Source organism: Sphingobacterium spiritivorum ATCC 33861 (assembly GCF_000143765.1).
In the GTDB taxonomy this organism is placed as follows: domain Bacteria; phylum Bacteroidota; class Bacteroidia; order Sphingobacteriales; family Sphingobacteriaceae; genus Sphingobacterium; species Sphingobacterium spiritivorum.
The window spans coordinates 298214-317378 of sequence record NZ_GL379773.1 but is presented as its reverse complement, the minus strand read 5'-3'; the positions used below and the strand labels follow the sequence as shown (position 1 = coordinate 317378).

Here is a 19165-nt window from a genome sequence, read left to right as displayed (position 1 = left end):
AGGAAAGTAGAAAATGGCAGAAGACGTTAAATTCAAGGTTAGCATAGATGGAATTCCTGTAGAAGTAGCTCCTGGAACAACTATTTTGAATGCTGCCCGTCAGATAGGAGGCGATATTGTTCCTCCGGCAATGTGCTATTATTCCAAGTTAGAAGGAAGTGGCGGTAAATGCCGTACATGTTTGGTAAAAGTAAGTAAAGGATCCGAGAAAGATCCTCGTCCTATGCCTAAACTGGTGGCTTCTTGTCGTACAACAGTTATGGATGGAATGGAAGTGCTGAATATCACTTCTCCTGAAGTAGTGGAAGCAAGAAAAGGTGTGGTCGAAATGTTGTTGATCAATCATCCTTTGGATTGTCCTGTATGTGATCAGGCGGGAGAATGTAAACTTCAGGATCTGGGCTATGAACATGGCAGCGAAGGAACCCGTTATGAATTTGATCGCCGGACTTTTGAACGTATAGATATCGGAGATAAGATCCAACTACACATGAATCGTTGCATTCTGTGCTACAGATGTGTATTTACAGCAGATCAGATTACGAATAATCGTGTGCATGGTATTCTTAACAGAGGAGATCATGCTGAGATTTCCACCTATATTGCTAAAGCTGTAGACAATGACTTTTCGGGAAATGTCATAGATGTATGCCCGGTGGGAGCATTGACAGATAAGACTTTCCGTTTTAAAAACCGTGTGTGGTTTACAAAACCGGTAGATGCACATCGTGACTGCCCGACCTGTTCAGGTAAGGTGACCTTATGGAACAGAGGTACGGAAGTACTGCGTGTAACGGCTCGTAAAGATGAGTTTGGTGAAGTGGAAGAGTTTATCTGTAACACCTGCCGTTTTGATAAAAAGCATACGGATGACTGGATACTGGAAGAACCAACACCGGTTGATAAAGATTCGGTAATCGGTGCAAATCATTATCCTGAGTTTAATCCGCCACCGGTTATTAAGCCGGATCTGGAACTGCAGGAGGCAAATGAAGAACAATTAGCAAGAACTGAAAAACTAAAATAGTATAAAATATAAGCATGGAAACAGCTTTCATTATAGAGAAGTCCGTTTTAGTCGTCATTATTTTCGTAGTGACACTTGTCATTGCGATGTATTCTACGCTGGCAGAGCGGAAGATTGCGGGATTTATGCAGGATCGGTACGGGCCGGATCGTGCAGGTATATTCGGACTATTGCAGCCTTTGTGTGATGGTGGGAAGTTCTTTTTCAAAGAAGAAATAATTCCGGCAGGTGCACATAAAGCTCTTTTTATTCTGGGGCCTACTATTGCTATTATTACCGCTTGTATAAGTTCGGCTATTATTCCCTGGGGACAGACGCTCACAATAGGAGAACGTACCATCTCTCTTCAGGTTGCAGATATCAATGTCGGTGTGCTTTATATTTTCGGAGTTGTTGCCTTAGGAGTATACGGTATTATGCTGGGAGGATGGGCCTCAAATAATAAATTTTCCCTGATGGGAGCTATACGCGCAGCATCGCAGAGTATCAGCTATGAGATTGCTATGGGATTATCCCTGATCGCTTTACTGATGGTGACACAAACGCTGTCTATCGGTACTATTGTTGCGCAGCAAACAGGTTTTGTAAATTGGAATATCTGGGTACAACCTCTGGGATTCTTACTGTTTATGGTTTGTGCTTTTGCAGAATGTAATCGTGTGCCGTTTGATTTACCTGAGTGTGAAACAGAACTTGTGGGTGGATATCATACAGAATACTCCTCTATGAAACTTGGGCTGTATATGTTCTCGGAGTATATCAATATGTTTGTGTCGTCTGCATTGATGGCAGCTCTGTACTTCGGAGGGTATAACTTTCCATTTATGAATGATCTGGGATTATCCCAAAACTGGATTACTATTATTGGAGTTATCGTATTTTTTCTTAAAATATTTGGCTTTATCTTTTTCTTTATGTGGATTCGCTGGACACTTCCGCGCTTCCGCTATGATCAGTTGATGAAACTGGGCTGGAAAATTTTGATTCCGTTAGCTATTGCCAATATTGTGTTGACCGGTATTATTACGATAGTCAAGGACACGTATTTTTAGGAGTGTGTAGGGATTATTTAAACTAGAATCAGGATGCAATCATTATCAAATAGAAAGAAAGTACTGGAGCAAAAGCCCATGAACATTTGGGAGCGCATGTATTTGCCTGCCATCGCCAAGGGACTTGCCATTACTTTACGACATTTTTTCAAAAAAATTCCGACGGTTAAGTATCCGGAACAAATCCGGCCTTATTCTAAGAATTTTAGGGGACAGCACTCACTGAAACGTGACGAGCAGGGAAGAGAGCGCTGTACAGCATGCGGACTTTGTGCACTTTCATGTCCTGCGGAAGCGATTACAATGACTGCCGCCGAGCGTCAAAAAGGTGAAGAGAATCTGTACCGGGAAGAAAAATATGCAGCAGTATATGAGATCAATATGTTGCGCTGTATCTTTTGCGGATTGTGTGAAGAAGCCTGCCCTAAAGAGGCCATCTATCTGGATGGTCCTCACGTAACGGCTTCCTACCTGCGCAAGGATTTTATATATGGAAAAGATAAATTGGTAGAACCTAAGTTTGATATAACTCAGCTTCAGCAAAAGAGTATAACCTAATTAGCAGATGACGATATTTTATTTTGTAGCTTTTTTGTCTATTTTCTTTGCGTTAATGACCATTTTCACAAAGAATCCTGTACATAGTGTTCTGTATTTGGTTATTACGTTTTTCACCTTTACAGTACATTACATTCTGTTGAATGCCCAGTTTCTGGCTGTAGTCAATTTCATTGTCTATATGGGGGCGATCATGGTACTCTTTCTGTTTGTCCTGATGCTCCTCAATCTCAATAAGGAATCCGAACCCATGCGGTCCGGAGTGGTGAAGGTTATGGGCGCAGTAGCAGGAATGTGTCTACTGGTCGTGGTTCTCGGATCTTTACGGATCATTGAAATTGACAATGGTGATGTAGTCGCCCAACCGTCTATCGGACTGGTGAAGCAATTAGGAGAGGTTCTGTTTGATAAATTTTTACTGCCTTTTGAAATTTCTTCTATTCTGTTGCTAACGGCAATGGTAGGAGCAGTTTTACTGGCTAAAAAAGATACTAAGAAAGTAAATGGATAATATTGTTCAACATATACAAGGGGTACCATTAAATCATTATCTGATTTTTTGCAGTATCATTTTTGCAATCGGAGTGATTGGTGTTTTGATCAGACGCAATGTCATCATTATCATGATGTCTATTGAGCTGATGCTGAATGCTGTCAATCTGTTGCTGGCCGCATTTTCTTCTCATCACGGAGACCCCAGCGGACAGGTATTTGTATTTTTCATTATGGCACTGGCTGCGGCAGAAGTGGCTGTCGGTCTTGCGATTATTATTATGGTATATCGAAATACCAAATCAGTTGATATTGAATCGTTAAGTCGATTGCGTTGGTAACATTTAGAAGATTAAGGTATTATAAGTATGATTGAATTAATTTGGTTGATCCCTCTCTTACCGTTAATTGGTTTTTTAATCAATGGAATCGGTCAGCATATCCTTCCCAAGTCTCTTATCGGAGTTATTGGAAGCGGAGTAGTGCTGGCGTCTTTCCTGATCAGTTGCGGAATATTCTCGACCGTATATGAGGCCAGAGTTGCCGGAGACGCAGCCGTATTTACACAAGAAATCTTCAATTGGATTAAAGTTGGCAATTTAAGTATTTCCCTATCTTTCTTAGTGGATCCTCTGAGTTCTATTATGTTGCTGATCGTTACAGGAATAGGCTTTCTGATACATGTATATTCTATCGGATATATGCATAAGGATAAGGGCTTTGGTAAGTTTTTCGCTTATCTCAATCTGTTTATCTTCTTTATGTTGCTATTGGTCTTAGGCTCTAACTATTTAGTCATGTTTATTGGCTGGGAAGGTGTAGGTCTATGCTCCTATTTGCTGATCGGATTCTGGTATACTAATGACTCCTATGCATCAGCAGCAAAAAAAGCATTTGTAATGAACCGGATAGGGGATCTTGGTTTTCTTTTAGCTGTTTTCTTTATCTTTTATGCCTTCGGGTCATTAGAGTTTGCTTCCGTATTTCCTAAAGCAAAAGAACTGGCTATGGGTGACACCTCTTTGCTTGTCATCACGATCTTATTATTTATAGCTGCCACCGGTAAATCTGCACAAATCCCATTGTTTACGTGGCTGCCTGATGCCATGGCAGGACCAACTCCTGTATCGGCACTTATCCATGCCGCAACTATGGTTACTGCGGGTATTTATATGATAGCAAGATCTAACATTATGTTTACGCTTTCACCGGTAACGATGCAGATTATTGCCATCATTGGTGTGGCAACGGCTTTATTGGCGGCGTTTATTGCACTGACTCAGAATGATATTAAGAAAGTACTGGCCTATTCAACTGTTTCCCAGCTGGGTTATATGTTTTTAGGTTTGGGTGTAGGTGCTTTTACAGGTGCTTTCTTCCATGTTCTGACGCATGCATTTTTTAAAGCACTATTATTTCTCGGAGCAGGATCTGTCATTCATGCGATGAGTGATGAGCAGGATATGCGTAAGATGGGAGGACTTCGTAAGAAGTTACCTGTGACTTATTTTACCATGCTCATTGGTACGATTGCGATAGCAGGTATTCCTCCTTTATCAGGATTCTTCTCTAAGGATGAGATACTGGCCTTTGCCTTTGCCGAGAATAAACTGTTGTGGACAATAGGATTTATTGCCGCCCTTTGTACTGCCTTTTATATGTTCAGACTGTTGTATCTTACATTCTTTGGTACATTCCGTGGAACAGAAGAGCAAAAGCATCATCTTCACGAGTCGCCTGTTTCCATGACTCTCCCCTTAATTATATTGGCAGTTCTGGCAGCAGTGGGTGGACTGATGAATATTCCTGAGGCTTTGGGTGGAGGACATAAGCTTGCTAACTTCCTGGCTCCTGTATTTGCAGACAGCCAATCCATCAAAGGAACTTTCCATATTGATCATCAGACGGAATATATTTTAATGGCTGTATCTGCTTTAGCGGCAGTGATTATGGCTGTAGTGGCATACGGACGATATGTAAAAAGAGGATATGTACCAAAATCTGATGCTTTGGAAGATAGCGGACTGCATAAATTATCTTATCACAAGCTGTATGTAGATGAGCTTTACGATAGTGTTATTGTAAAACCTCTTAATGCATTTTCAAGATTCTTATATAAAGTAATAGATCGTTCGGGTATAGATGGTATCGTTAACGGTATCGGCAATTTGTTTGTCTCTTCAGGAAAAGGAATCCGTCAACTGCAGAATGGTCATGTTGGATTCTATATCTTCATGATGGTCGTTGCTGTGGTTGTATTGTTTGTATATGGAATTTTAAGCGTTTAATGAAAATAATTGTATAGATGACTAACCTTTTTATACTACTTTTATTACCACTGATTAGTGCTGGTGTTCTGGCATTTGTGAAGAATTCGCAACCTGCTAAGATCATTGCATTGACTTTGTCTTTACTGCAATTAGCTTTCACGATTCCTTTTTTGTGTCAGTTTGTCCCTGATGCCAGTGTTCAGTTTGAACAAAACTATAGCTGGATTGAGAGTTTAGGGATACATTTTCATATCGGACTGGATGGAATTAGTTTGCCTCTGGTTTTACTGACAAATGCACTTATGCCTTTGATCGTATTATCAACGTTCTCTAAAACGTACAAGGGTAATCTTTATGCTTTGGTCGCTTTTATGCAAGCCGGTCTGGTATTGGTATTCACTGCATTAGATGCTTTTACATTTTATGTAGGATGGGAGATTGCATTGATTCCGATTTACTTTATCTGTGCACTTTGGGGCGAAGGTGACCGTATACGTGTCAATCTTAAGTTTTTTGTTTATACTTTCCTCGGAAGTATTTTTATGTTGGTTGCGATCATCTATTTGCAACAACAGACTGTCAATAAGGATTTTGAATGGAGTTCTTTTGCTGCACTTGATCTGACCGGATCTGTACAGCGCTGGATTTTCTGGGCATTCTTTCTCGCTTTTGCCATTAAGATTCCTTTGTTTCCGTTTCATACATGGCAACCTAATACTTATACCAATGCACCGACTGCAGGTACGATGTTACTGGCGGGTATTATGTTAAAAATGGGTATTTATGGTTTGATCCGCTGGTTGATTCCGATTGCACCGGAGGGTGTCGCCGAATATGGCCATATTGCTATGATATTAGCGGTTATCGGAATTGTATATGCTTCTATTATTGCTATTCAGCAAAAAGATATAAAACGCCTGATTGCGTATTCTTCTATCGCACACGTGGGGCTGATCAGTGCAGGGGTGTTTGCATGGAATCTGCAAGGATTACAGGGAGCGATGATACAGATGATCAATCACGGTATATCTGTTATCGGGCTATTCTATGTGTTGGATATTATAGCCAGTAAGACCGGAACCAGATCTCTGGCTGATCTTGGGGGATTAGCCAAGCGTATGCCGAATCTGGCCATATTCTTCCTGATCATTGTAATGGGGGCTGTAGGGCTGCCATTAACAAATGGTTTTGTAGGAGAATTTTTATTGTTGATGGGGGTCTATAAATACGGGTTCTGGTATGCTGTATTTGCCGGTCTGACACTGATTTTAGGGGCGGTATACATGCTGCGTCTTTATCAAAAATCTATGTTGGGCCCCTTGAAGGAACAAAATAGTCATGTTACGGATATCAACGGGCATGAAATAGTATTGTTGAGTATTGTTGTGATAGCCATTATTTATATCGGTGTGACTCCAAATGGTTTATTGGGCTTGTCAGAAGCTTCTGTACAACAATTGCTTCAGCAAGTGAAATTTTAGAATTATAGCGACAAAATATTAGAACGATTTATTTATGGGTGCGATTATTACGCTGTCTTTATTAGGAATATTAGTGTTATACATGGGACTGTATAAGGCTAAAAATGCCTTATTGCCTGTTACACTGCTGGGATTGGCCGGTGCATTGGTTTTTCTAATACTGGATTGGAACAAAGTTGCCGAACCGCTTTACAGCGGTATGATCATATTCGATCACTTCGCTATAGGTTTTTCTGTACTTTCTATTCTCATTACGGCATTAGTACTGTTACTTTCCAAAGAATATTTTTGGTCTATCAGTGAGCATGTTGCAGAATATTATGCTTTAATTCTGTTCTCACTGACTGGAGCTATATTAGTCAATTCCTATCATAATTTTGCTATGCTTTTTATCGGTATAGAGATTATGTCGGTCGCATTATATATTCTTGTCGGTATCAGAAAGCAGGATTTTGCTTCGAATGAAGCTTCTTTGAAATATTTCCTTATGGGTGCATTCTCAACCGGATTTTTGCTGTTTGGTATTGCCCTGATTTATGGAGCGTCAGGATCTTTTGATCTGGAAGTAATTAAAGGATATGTGATTGCTCATCCGCATGATATTTCTCCGTTATTCTATGCCGGAATTCTATTTCTGATTGTAGGATTATGTTTTAAGGTAGGGGCTGCTCCATTCCATTTCTGGACACCTGATGTCTATGACGGAGCACCTATTTTGATTACCAGCTATATGAGTACTGTCGTCAAGGCAGCTTCTTTTGCCGGTATGTTACGTCTTTTCAGTTCGGCTTTCGTTCCGCTAAATGAGTACTGGACACCAATTTTACTTACGATTGCGATTATAACACTGTTTATTGGTAATATTTCAGCTTTGATGCAGCACTCTTTTAAACGTATGCTTGCGTATTCCAGTATAGCGCATGCAGGTTATATGTTATTTGCTGTTATCTCGATTGGAAATCAATCAGCGAGCGCGATTTTGGCATATGCAACAGCTTACTCATTAGCATCCGTTATTGCTTTCGGTGCATTGATCCTTGTAAAACGAGAGGTTGGTTCGGATAACTTCTCCGCATTCAACGGTCTTGCAAAGCGTAATCCCTGGCTTGCGCTGGTCGTGACAGTGGCCATGCTTTCACTGGCGGGTATTCCATTGACAGCAGGTTTTATCGGTAAATTTATGATGTTCACTATAGCGATGAACAATTACCATATTGTATTGTTGATTCTTGCAGCAGTAAATGCGGTGATAGGTGTATTTTATTATCTGCGAGTGGTGGTGGCTATGTATTTCAGAGAGAGTGAGCAGGATTCTTCAAAAGTGAATATTCCTGTTAATTATTCTTTTGTCTTCCTTATCGCAGTTTTGATAACAGTCCTGATCGGTATTTATCCTGATTGTTTGATAAAGCTTATCTGATTGTTATAAATAGAAAAAAATGAAATGCATGGTAGATTTACCATGCATTTTTTTGTTATAAGTTTTATTCTCAGTTTACAAATTGTATATTTATACGGGTGCAGGATTTAAGAATGATATACAATAAGAAACTCGATTATATTTTACTTGTTGGATTCCTACTACTGATGACTTGTCCTGCTCTTGGTCAACTGACGATCAAAGGAAGGGTTGTGGACAGGAACACAGGACATGGAATTCCTCGTGCGACTATCGTATTAGCTCCGGGAAATCTGGGTACTTCTACCGATACTTCGGGTAATTTTGCTATTCTTGCCAACAAAAATCAGACTTCTATCCAATTCAGGGCAATGGGTTATACAGCTGTTAATTTGCCTCTTACTCAGGATTCTTTGCAGCAGCTTAGTGTCGAGTTAGATTACGCCGATAATATGTTGGAGATGGTGACCATCTCGAAAAGATCTAAATCAAAAAAGGATGACCCGGCTTTGGAGTTAATTGATCTCGTCATAAAGCATAAAAAAGATAACCGGCTTCGTTCGCTGAATCAGGTGCAGTTTGAAGAGTACGAAAAAGTTCAGTTCGGACTTGTAGATCCGCGAAAAGCGATGGAGAAGCGGATGGGTAAGTTAAAATTTATTTTTAAGAACCTGGATACTGCATCTATAAAGGGGAAAGCGCTTTTGCCGATGTATATGGAAGAGAATCTTTCGGATGTCTACTCACAGACAGATCCTTCAAAATATAAAAAGCTTATCAAGTCTCACAAGAAGACAGAATTTGATCCCCGGTATATCAATAATGCCAATATTCAACAATATCTCAATTATCAGTTCCGTCCGGTTGATATCTATGATCCCAGTATTTTTATTATCAATAAACTGTTTCTGAGTCCGATTGCAGACGAAGCAAAGTTGTTTTACAGGTTTTATATACAGGATACTATACAGACTGTTGACGGGACATTTGTGGAGCTGGCATTTGAACCCAAGAACAAACAGGACCTGCTGTTCAGTGGTACATTACAGGTCACGACAGATGGCCGCTATGCTGTAAGACAGGCTGAACTCACAGTGGGCAAGGAAGCGAATCTCAACTGGATAAACGATATTCTGATCAGCTTGCATTATGATCCTAATGCAGATGGATTTATGTTCCTTCGGAAGTCAGACCTGCTGATTCTTTTCGGAGGCCGGAAAGATGACGCTTTATTTGGTCGCAGAGTTGCTTTTAATTCGAAATGGGATTTTAAAACCCAGATCCCGGCTAAAGTATTTGAGGGAGCTCCTACCGAAATGTTAGCTTCAGCCAGTCAGGATACAGCTATTTTGGAGCGACAGCGGCCTATTCCGCTCAATAAGATCGAGCAGACGGTGTATTCTAATACTGACTCCCTCAATAATATGAAAAGCTTCAAGCGCCTGATGGCTATAGGCTATTTACTGGCGCAGGGTTTTCATAATGCAGGTCCTGTAGAATTCGGACCTCTTGAATATACCTATAGTTTTAACGAAGTGGAAGGAAACCGTATACGGTTTGGGGGAAGGACTACCGGACAACTTTCAGAAAAAGTGTATATGGAAGGTTATCTGGCGTATGGTGTCAAAGACCAGCAAATGAAGTATTACCTGAGATCCGCATTCTCGCTCAATAATAAGTCTGTGACGACTTTCCCGGCTCACTACCTTGAGGGAACTGTACAGCATGATGTCATGGAACCAGGACGTGGGATTGGTTTTAAGAAAGGAGACAGTTTCTTTGCTTCCTTTAGCGGGACTAAACCGGAGAAATTCTTATTCAATGATGCCTACAAACTAAATCATGTCTGGGAATTCGGAAACCATATCAGTATAAGTACCGGATTTACTTATTTCAAACGGGAAACTGCAGGTACACTTGTGTTTAACAAAACAGGCATTCATGCAGGTGAGACACTGCCACGTATAGTGACGAATGATGTGGATCTGCAGCTGAGATGGGCACCTAATGAAAACTTTTATTATAGAAATCTTACCCGAACTCCTATTATTGATAAATATCCTGTATTTACCCTTCAGTATAATCAAGGGATAAAAGGTTTTCTCGGCGGAGAGTACAATTATAGTGCATTGCGGCTGGCAGCATCCAAACGACTTTTTCTGAATCAACTGGGCACTGCAGATCTTACACTAGGCGTAGGTAAAATCTGGGGAGCATTACCTTATCCTTTATTAGAGATACCGAATGTCCAGATTGAACAGGACAGGCACACAGTGGACTATTTTATGATGAATAGTATGGAGTTTGCAGCAGACCGGTATGTGAAGTTTGCAATAGACCATCGTTTGCAGGGATTTTTACTGAATAAGATCCCACTTATAAAAAAATTGAGGTGGAGAGAGTTGTGGCGGCTACGAATGTTTTATGGTGACCTTTCTCCGCGCAATAACCCGTACATCAGTAATGAAGTTGTTTATTTTGATAAAGATGATGACGGAAGAATCGTAACGCGCACGATTGATCAGACACCATATATGGAAGCAACAGTCGGGGTAGAGAATGTTCTTAGATTTTTTACCGTTGAATATGTCAAAAGACTTTCTTACCGGGAGTATGATAATGTCCGGAGAGAAAAAGTTCGTTTAACAGTACACTTTAATTTTTAATGAGATGAATACACTTGAAAATCTTTTAGTAAAAAAACAAAGTCATATCTGCTACATTACTTTCAGCCGTGAGCAGCAGTTGAATGCACTCAATACAAAAACATTTGAGGAGTTGAGTACCGTATTAGATGATATTGCTGCGGATCAGGATATCTGGGGTGTGATTGTCACAGGAGCAGGATCAAAGGCTTTCATTGCAGGAGCAGATATTAAAGAGTTTCAATCGTTAGATGAAAAAGAAGGCCGGCTATTAGCGACTTCAGGACATGGGGTGATGGATCGGATTTATAATTTTGACAAACCGGTCATAGCAGCTATTAACGGTTTCGCATTGGGCGGAGGACTGGAACTGGCACTAGCCTGCCATATGCGTGTCGCTGCTGTATCAGCCAAATTGGGCCTTCCGGAGGTTTCTCTGGGGTTAATACCGGGATATGGGGGGACACAACGTTTAACTGATCTTGTAGGACGGGGGAAAGCTATGGAAATGATATTGTCTGGCAATATGATTACCTCAGAAGAGGCTTTATCATGGGGCATGATCAATCACGTTACGGAAGTGGAGGATCTTCTTTCTAAGGCGGAAGAGATATTGGGGCATATTTTTTCAAGATCCAAGACATCTGTCAAAGCCGCTATAAGAGCCATCAATGCCAGTATTTCTAAAGAGGAGAATGGTTATGAAGTGGAAGTGGCTGAGTTTGGAAAATGTTTTGGCCAACCTGATTTCACTGAGGGGGTATCTGCTTTTGTAGAAAAACGCAAGCCAAAATTTTAGTATCGTATACTGTCTTAATTTATTCAATAGCATATCCGAGCATATACTCCCCGAATTTTTCATAATACACGTTATATGTCTTGCGGATCTGATTGACTTCTAATTGTAGTTTTAAAACGCCTTGTGCCTGATATTCGAAAGGGAGTATAGTCATGTTATTCAAGAAAGAAACGCCCTTATTACCCTGTAATTTATATATGGCTTCCTTTGCACACCAGCAGGCGTACAACTGCTCTGTGCTTTGTTCTCCCTGTATGAAAGCAAGTTCTTCCGGTTTCAGAAACTTGTGTTTGATTCTGATGACTTTATCTTTTACAATTTCCAGATCAATTCCTACTTCTCCTTTAGCACTTATCAGCACTGCAGCATAATCATAGGAATGGGTAAGGGATATTTTGTAGGGGAAATTTGTCAGATATGGTTTTCCGTTTTCATCTGACGGACAGTCAATATACTGATCTGTTTGCAGGAGATAGCGTAGCAGAACACGTGTTGTCATCCAGTGAAGACTTCGTTTGCCTTTACCGAAAGAATCCAGAAGCGCTCTCTCACGGGTATCCAGTTGAAGTTTTGCTAACAATTCTTCAGCAGACTCTTCTATCTTCCAGATAGCAAGTTTAGTATGTTCATCTAATTCGCGGAGGTATGCTAAAGCCATCTCAGTACAGTATGATCGTTGATTATACTGCAAGTTACGCAGACCCTGACTAAAATCAAACAGATCTGTCACAATGTTTAGGGCTACAGACAGTATAAAGTATACGGGCTAAATAAAATTCGGAATATATGGTCATAATTTTGAGGCAAAACTGTATTTTTGGAGGCTGACAATGTGGGGGTTATCCCGGTCAGTCTATTTTTACAAAACATGATTTTATCGGACAAAAGAATACTGGAAGAAATTGATGCCGGAACGATCGTCATCGAACCATTTGACCGCACTTGCCTGGGGACCAATTCATATGATGTGCATCTGGGCAAATATCTGGCAACATATAAGGATCGTGTGCTGGACGCAAAGCAACATAACCAGATCACACATTTTGAGATCCCGGCTGAAGGATATGTGTTAGAGCCTAATACCTTGTATCTGGGTGTAACACTGGAATATACGGAGACACATAAGCATGTTCCTTTTTTGGAAGGAAAATCCAGTACAGGACGTCTGGGAATTGATATCCATGCAACGGCAGGAAAGGGCGATGTGGGTTTCTGTAATACATGGACACTTGAGATCTCTGTAGCACAGCCCGTTCGGGTGTATCCGGGTATGCCTATCGGACAGCTGATCTATTTTGCAGTTGAGGGTGATATTGAGACCTTATATAATACTAAAGGTAATGCCAAGTATAATAGTAAAACGGTACGTCCTGTAGAGAGTATGATGTGGAAGAACTCTTTTTAGAGAGAGAAGACTATATAAAACAAAAGAACAGGGAATTATCCCTGTTCTTTTGTTTTATATGCTTTATACTTACCCTCCGAATTCCATCAGATAAGCTTTCAGGAACATATCAATATCCCCATCCAATACGGCTTGTGTATTTGATGTTTCTACGCTCGTTCTCAGGTCTTTAACAAGTTTGTAAGGGTGCAGGACGTAATTTCGGATCTGCGAACCCCATTCAATCTTTTTCTTTGATCCTTCAATAACTGCAGTAGCTTCCTGACGCTTACGCATCTCTATCTCGTATAGCTGTGACTTTAAAAGGCGTAGTGCATTCTCTTTATTTTGTAGCTGCGAGCGGGTTTCCTGGTTCTTGATAATAATACCGGTCGGTTTATGGTGCAAACGTACAGCGGTCTCCACTTTATTTACGTTCTGTCCACCTGCTCCCCCGGAGCGGAATGTATCCCATTCGATTTCGGAATCTTTAACATCGATTTCGATATTATCATCGATCAGCGGGTATACATACACCGATGCAAATGAGGTATGTCGTTTGGCATTGGAGTCAAAGGGAGAGATACGTACCAGACGATGTACTCCATTTTCGCCTTTCAGATAACCATAGGCGAAGTTTCCAGAAAACTGTAGTGTAACAGTCTTAATCCCTGCGACATCCCCTTCCTGAGAGTCCTGCTCCGTCACTTTACAACCATGCTTTTCTCCCCACATAATATACATCCGCATAAGCATTGCGGCCCAGTCACAACTCTCTGTTCCGCCGGCTCCTGCTGTGATCTGTAAGATCGCATCAAGCTGATCTTCTTCAGCACTGAGCATGTTTTTAAATTCAAGCTCCTCAATGTCCTGTAAAGCCGTTTGATATTGACTTTCGAGTTCCTGTTCCGTTGCGTCGCCGCTTTGGAAAAACTCGTACATAACTACTGTATCTTCTACCGCTGATGCGACCTGATCAAAATGTTCAGTCCATACTTTTTTTGTTTTGATAGCGTGAAGTATTTTTTCGGCAGCTTTGGAATCATCCCAAAAAGTGGGTGCAAGTGTCAGTTCCTGTTCCTGATTGATCTCTTCTTTCTTGACATCAATGTCAAAGATGCCTCCTCAGGGATGTTACACGATCCCTCAAGTCTTGAATATGTTCTTTGGTCATGTATCAAAAGTAAAGATTTAAAAGTACTTTCTCATCTTTCTGGCCTTTTAACTTTCCTAAACCTTGTCTTTTTCGTTTTTCAGCGGGCTTTGAGAAAGGGAAATATGTTTGTATTTCACCTGATCGGGAGAGGGAATTTATTATCTTTGAATAAATACAAAAGTTATGTTACCAAGAATAGATTTTACGCAGACAAATGCATATAAATATCTGACAGATCATTATATCACTATTAATCAGGAGAGCCTTAAAGAACTTTTTCAGAAAGACCCTCAGCGATTTGAGAAATTTTCTGTTCAGCTGGAAGATATCTTAGTTGATTATTCTAAAAACAGGATCAATGAAGAAACAATAGCTTTATTGATTCAAATGGCTAAAGAATGTCAGTTGGATGTGGCTATCAAGGCCATGTTTTCCGGAGAAAAGATAAATGAAACGGAAGGGCGTGAGGTATTACATACAGCATTGAGAAATCAGAGCGGTAAGCCTGTAATGGTTGACGGCAAAGACGTGATGCCTCAGATAAATGCTGTATTGGATCATATGGAATCCTTTACAAATGAAATTCTTTCCGGATCGTGGAAAGGATTTACGGGCAAAGTGATCACAGATGTCGTGAATATAGGTATCGGTGGATCGGATCTCGGACCGGTAATGGTAACAGAGGCACTGAAAGCCTATAAAACACATCTCAATGTACATTTTGTATCTAATGTAGACGGTACGCATATTGTTGAAACTCTGAAGGGCCTTAACCCCGAAACGACTTTGTTTCTGATTGCTTCCAAAACATTTACGACACAGGAGACTATGGCAAATGCCGGGTCTGCACGGGAATGGTTCCTGAACAGCGGAGCCAAAGAATCGGATATTGCCAAGCATTTTGCGGCTTTGAGCACCAATGCTGAAGCTGTATCTGCCTTTGGAATTGATACACGTAATATGTTTGAATTCTGGGATTGGGTCGGCGGACGTTATTCTTTATGGTCGGCAATCGGACTGTCTATTTCTCTGGCTCTTGGCTTTAACAATTTTAAGGAATTACTGAAAGGTGCTTATATCGCTGATGAGCATTTTCAAACAGCTCCGTTTGAGGAAAATATTCCGGTGTTGCTGGCTGTGTTAGGAATATGGTACAATAATTTTTTTGATGCTGAAAGCCATGCAATTCTTCCGTATGATCAATATCTGCACCGCTTTGCGGCCTATTTTCAACAGGGAGATATGGAGAGCAACGGTAAATATGTAGATAGAAACGGCAATCGTATAGATTATCAGACGGGGCCTATTATCTGGGGAGAACCGGGAACGAATGGTCAGCATGCATTCTATCAGTTGATTCATCAGGGAACTAAACTGATTCCTTGTGATTTTATTGCTCCGGCAGTTAGTCACAATAAGATCGGCAACCATCATCAACTGCTCTTATCCAACTTCTTCGCGCAAACGGAAGCATTGATGAACGGCAAGTCTGAGGAAGTAGTCGTTGCTGAGTTTGAAAAGGCGGGAAGATCTCCGGAAGATATTGAGCGTTTAAAGAGCTTTAAAGTATTTGAAGGTAATCGTCCAAGCAATTCTATTCTGCTGAAAGAGATTACACCCCGTTCTCTTGGAACGCTGATCGCTCTCTATGAACACAAGATATTTGTTCAGGGGATTATCTGGAATATCTTTTCATTTGATCAGTGGGGAGTAGAATTGGGTAAACAATTAGCAAATCAGATCTTACCTGAACTGAAGGGTAATGAAGAAATCAGTTCTCACGATTCTTCTACAAACGGGTTGATCAATCAGTATAAGGCCTGGAGGTAGAACCCGTCCATCCGGAATATTAAAAAAGGGTCATTTCATTACGAAATGACCCTTTTTGGTATATACTGATTATCTTATGCTTCCGTTGTCTTCGGTGGAAAGTTTTTGTGTTTCCGTTTGCTGATTTTTTCCAGATTGACAGGTTGCGGTACTTTTACATAATATCCTGTTCCGTCATAAGGGCGTTTCCTTGGGTGCTCCTTACATTCCGCTGAGCAACATCCTTCCAGTTCCCAACCACATTCATCACATTGTGTGAAATGTTCATTACATTCGGGATTAGCGCAGTTGATCATTTTTGGAGTCGTCTTGCCACAGTTTTTACAGGTCGAGACGATTGTCGGATTTACTTCATTGACATCTACAGTAAGACGGTTGTCAAATACATAGCACTTTCCTTCAAAATCCTTTCCTCCGGCTTCTTTTCCGTATTTGATAATTCCTCCGTGAAGTTGATATACATCTTCAAATCCTTCTTTCAGAAGTAGTGCAGATGCTTTTTCACATTTGATACCACCTGTACAGTATGTAAGGATCTTTTTGTCTTTGTATTTCTCTAATTCCTTGATTTTTTCGGGAAATTCACGGAAGTTTTCGATATCCAATGTAATGGCATTTTTGAAACGTCCTACACTGTGTTCGTAATTAGAGCGTACATCTAATATGATGACGTCCTCCTGATCTTTCATTTCCAAGAAATCCTTAGGTTCCAGATGAATTCCTGTCTGACGATTGGGATCTATTTCTTTTGGATCACGTAGTCCCGAGTGTACGATCTCTTCTTTATAACGGCAGTGCATTTTGATAAAAGAAGGCTCATCGACCACATCGATCTTAAACTCCGTCTTATTGAACCGTCCATCTGCATAGATGGCTTCCATATAGGCTTTACAGGCTTCTTCTGTTCCGGAAATTGTACCGTTCAGACCTTCGTCTGCAACAATAATACGGCCGACAAGGCCAAGGGAATTACAAAATTCTAAGTGATCTGCAGCAAATTGTTCTGCGTTCTCGATAGGGCTGTAGCAATAATACAGCAATGTTTGATATGTCATACTATTCATTGATACCGCTGCAAACGGCGTTTAATGCTAATTAAATTAATGGGACAAAGATAAGGAAAATAAAATATCCTCCATTTTGATTCTCATCACTTTTTTATCAGGGGAGCCAGCAGATATTCCAGACCATTGAGTTTGATCTCATAGAGGGTAGCAAGTTGATTGCCCAGTTTTCCTTTGGGAAAACCTTTTTGCCGGTACCAGACGATATAAGATTCGGGAAGCCTGCACAGAAGCACACCTTTATATTTACCATAAGGCATGGGTGTATTGGCCAGTTCAGTTAAAATTTCGGGATTGAACATTAATCTTGAGTTTTTCCGTTTTTTATACGGTATAGTAGAAGACGGGCAGCGATAACTGCATGATGAAATATATTGGGTATAGTGCCGTAATGTTTTTTGAAGATAGCATAACGTTCTTTCAGACTTTGTTTATGCCTTTTTTGCGACATACCACCCACAAGATATTTAGCAACATAATGATGCGTGTTGACTGTTGTCCTGGCTTTCTTTGCTGCGCGGATTACCCAGTCTATATCTGCACTGAGCTGGTAGGAGGTATCATAAGGCTCTGTAAGCTCTCTTTTTATATAGATCGCCTGGTGGCATACATTCATACCATATCTGAAACTTTTCCAGTCAAAATGCTCCGGAATGCGATGTCTGCGATCGCCCAGGATACGGCGATCCTCATCTACGAGTTTTGTTTCACCATAATAGATATCGGCCATTTCGCAATTTTCAAAAATATCGCTCAATGTAGAGGGCGAGAAGAGTTCATCTCCCGAATTTAGGAAAAGAACATAATCTCCGGTCGCAAGAGCCAGCCCTTTGTTCATGGCATCATATATCCCTTTATCTTTTTCAGATTTCAAGACATGTATATGAGACTTGTATTGATCGATAACAGCTAAAGTTCCGTCCGTTGACAAACCGTCAATAACAATATACTCAATATTATTATAGCTTTGAGTGGCCACAGAATCTAATGTATATCGGATGTCCCGGACATTGTTATACACAATAGTTATGATTGATATTTTAGGATGCGCCACGTGATTATTTGTTTAATTTGTTGATTCTTTTTTTTGCAAAGCGAATTCCGCGCTGGAACAGCGATCCTTTCCGATGTGCGTAGAAATCTTTGATGTGTTCATAAGCAACTGCATTTTCTTCAATTTTTTCCGGGAAAGATGTTGTTTTTTCCTCATTGAGCCGAACCTTATACGTCTGTTCTGCATCGGAATGCGTTCCGGAACCATCTGTACCTATATTCTGAATGTAGGAATGACGGGGATACAAAGTTAAGCCCTTTTGCAGAAAAACAGAGAGATACCAGCGGATAGCCCAGGAATTTATTTTACCTTTTCTGAACTGCTGTACCTGTCTCCAGAAATTTTCTTTTCCTTCTATACTGAATTGATAAATCTGTTCCTGGTTCAGTTGTTGAACCATGCTTTCTATATCCGGATTAAAATGTTTCCAGGCTCTGTCCCAGGTTGCCCATCCCCAACTGTTCGTAACTCTGAAAAAGAAGGTTTCGGGGAGTGTATCAGCTTCTTTCAACGGATAGTTGTATCCGCTCACAGACATTACCTGTGGTTCGGACTCATACTGATTCAGGGCATCATTAAAATATTGAAGTGCATTTGGAGCGGTTTTGAGATCATCTTCCAGAACGATGACTTTACCGTATTTACGAATAATAGTGGTTACACCGTCAATAACATTTGGCGCTAATCCCCAGTTTCTATTCCGTTGTATAATAGTGACAGAACGGAATGGCCAGACTCTGTGTATGATTTTACTGACTGCAGCCACCTGAGTTTCAGCTTCCTTATTCCTGGCGCCATCTGCATAGATGAAAAGATCAGACTCAGATGCCAGAAGATTTTTTTCCAGAGCAGCTAATGTCTGTTCCGTATGGAGAGGACGATTGTAAACAAAAAGAACAACAGGAGCCAGTTTTTTTTCCATAAAGATTGCCAAAGGTTCAACAAAGATAAAAG

The 19165-nt window shown here is 40.6% G+C and carries 18 protein-coding genes; 12 read left to right on the top strand and 6 right to left on the bottom strand.

Annotated elements, in window-relative coordinates:
- The first annotated feature begins 13 nt into the window (after positions 1-13).
- The 10 genes from HMPREF0766_RS17540 (at position 14) to HMPREF0766_RS17495 (ending at position 11723) form a co-directional block, all read left to right on the top strand.
- Positions 14-1027, top strand: coding sequence for an NADH-quinone oxidoreductase subunit G (locus tag HMPREF0766_RS17540; protein WP_003000199.1), 1014 nt, complete (start codon positions 14-16; stop codon positions 1025-1027).
- Positions 1028-1041: 14 nt separating this feature from the next.
- Positions 1042-2079, top strand: a complete 1038-nt coding sequence (nuoH, locus tag HMPREF0766_RS17535) for an NADH-quinone oxidoreductase subunit NuoH (protein WP_003000197.1) — start codon at positions 1042-1044, stop codon at positions 2077-2079.
- Between the two features lie 33 nt (positions 2080-2112).
- Complete coding sequence (locus tag HMPREF0766_RS17530; RefSeq protein WP_003000196.1) at positions 2113-2637, top strand: NuoI/complex I 23 kDa subunit family protein; 525 nt, start codon at positions 2113-2115, stop codon at positions 2635-2637.
- A gap of 7 nt (positions 2638-2644) precedes the next feature.
- Positions 2645-3148, top strand: a complete 504-nt coding sequence (locus HMPREF0766_RS17525) for an NADH-quinone oxidoreductase subunit J family protein (protein WP_003000194.1) — start codon at positions 2645-2647, stop codon at positions 3146-3148.
- Complete coding sequence (gene nuoK / locus HMPREF0766_RS17520; protein WP_003000191.1) at positions 3141-3470, top strand: NADH-quinone oxidoreductase subunit NuoK; 330 nt, start codon at positions 3141-3143, stop codon at positions 3468-3470. Before HMPREF0766_RS17525 ends, nuoK begins: the two co-directional genes overlap by 8 nt.
- Before the next feature lie 27 nt (positions 3471-3497).
- Positions 3498-5417: an NADH-quinone oxidoreductase subunit L gene (gene nuoL / locus HMPREF0766_RS17515; protein ID WP_003000189.1), complete on the top strand. Its 1920-nt coding sequence runs from the start codon at positions 3498-3500 to the stop codon at positions 5415-5417.
- 17 nt (positions 5418-5434) lie between these two features.
- The gene (locus HMPREF0766_RS17510; RefSeq protein WP_003000187.1) at positions 5435-6880 is read left to right on the top strand and encodes a complex I subunit 4 family protein; all 1446 of its coding nucleotides are present in this window, start codon (positions 5435-5437) and stop codon (positions 6878-6880) included.
- Between the two features lie 34 nt (positions 6881-6914).
- Positions 6915-8300, top strand: a complete 1386-nt coding sequence (locus HMPREF0766_RS17505) for an NADH-quinone oxidoreductase subunit N (protein ID WP_003000185.1) — start codon at positions 6915-6917, stop codon at positions 8298-8300.
- A gap of 113 nt (positions 8301-8413) precedes the next feature.
- The gene (locus HMPREF0766_RS17500) at positions 8414-10945 is read left to right on the top strand and encodes a DUF5686 and carboxypeptidase-like regulatory domain-containing protein (protein ID WP_003000184.1); all 2532 of its coding nucleotides are present in this window, start codon (positions 8414-8416) and stop codon (positions 10943-10945) included.
- Between the two features lie 4 nt (positions 10946-10949).
- Complete coding sequence (locus tag HMPREF0766_RS17495) at positions 10950-11723, top strand: enoyl-CoA hydratase/isomerase family protein (protein ID WP_003000182.1); 774 nt, start codon at positions 10950-10952, stop codon at positions 11721-11723.
- 19 nt (positions 11724-11742) lie between these two features.
- Here HMPREF0766_RS17495 and HMPREF0766_RS17490 read toward each other — a convergent pair whose 3' ends face one another.
- A complete protein-coding gene (locus tag HMPREF0766_RS17490; RefSeq protein WP_003000180.1) occupies positions 11743-12381 on the bottom strand; it encodes a 4'-phosphopantetheinyl transferase family protein in 639 nt (212 codons plus the stop codon).
- 210 nt (positions 12382-12591) lie between these two features.
- Between HMPREF0766_RS17490 and dcd the strand changes: the two genes are divergently transcribed.
- Positions 12592-13128 carry a dCTP deaminase gene (gene dcd / locus HMPREF0766_RS17485; protein WP_037460748.1) on the top strand — a complete coding sequence of 179 codons (537 nt, stop codon included), beginning with the start codon at positions 12592-12594 and terminating at the stop codon, positions 13126-13128.
- Between the two features lie 69 nt (positions 13129-13197).
- Here dcd and prfB read toward each other — a convergent pair.
- A protein-coding gene (prfB, locus tag HMPREF0766_RS17480; RefSeq protein ID WP_115388654.1) for a peptide chain release factor 2 occupies positions 13198-14281 on the bottom strand; the annotation gives its coding sequence in 2 pieces (ribosomal slippage) (positions 13198-14220 and positions 14222-14281; 1083 coding nt in all).
- Between the two features lie 165 nt (positions 14282-14446).
- Here prfB and pgi point away from each other — a divergent pair.
- The gene (gene pgi / locus HMPREF0766_RS17475; protein WP_003000173.1) at positions 14447-16093 is read left to right on the top strand and encodes a glucose-6-phosphate isomerase; all 1647 of its coding nucleotides are present in this window, start codon (positions 14447-14449) and stop codon (positions 16091-16093) included.
- A gap of 74 nt (positions 16094-16167) precedes the next feature.
- On the opposite strand, the gene trhO is transcribed toward pgi, so the two are convergent.
- The 4 genes from trhO to HMPREF0766_RS17455 all read right to left on the bottom strand — a co-directional run bounded on the left by trhO (position 16168) and on the right by HMPREF0766_RS17455 (position 19133).
- Positions 16168-17157, bottom strand: coding sequence for an oxygen-dependent tRNA uridine(34) hydroxylase TrhO (trhO, locus tag HMPREF0766_RS17470; RefSeq protein WP_003000171.1), 990 nt, complete (start codon positions 17155-17157; stop codon positions 16168-16170).
- 86 nt (positions 17158-17243) lie between these two features.
- Entirely contained in the window at positions 17244-17459 is a 216-nt protein-coding gene (locus tag HMPREF0766_RS17465) for a DUF3820 family protein (RefSeq protein WP_003000169.1), read from the bottom strand.
- Positions 17459-18211, bottom strand: a complete 753-nt coding sequence (locus HMPREF0766_RS17460) for a glycosyltransferase family 2 protein (RefSeq protein WP_003000167.1) — start codon at positions 18209-18211, stop codon at positions 17459-17461. The genes HMPREF0766_RS17465 and HMPREF0766_RS17460 overlap by 1 nt, the downstream gene beginning before the upstream one ends.
- A 4-nt stretch (positions 18212-18215) precedes the next feature.
- Complete coding sequence (locus HMPREF0766_RS17455; RefSeq protein WP_003000165.1) at positions 18216-19133, bottom strand: glycosyltransferase family protein; 918 nt, start codon at positions 19131-19133, stop codon at positions 18216-18218.
- Between the last annotated feature and the right edge of the window lie 32 nt (positions 19134-19165).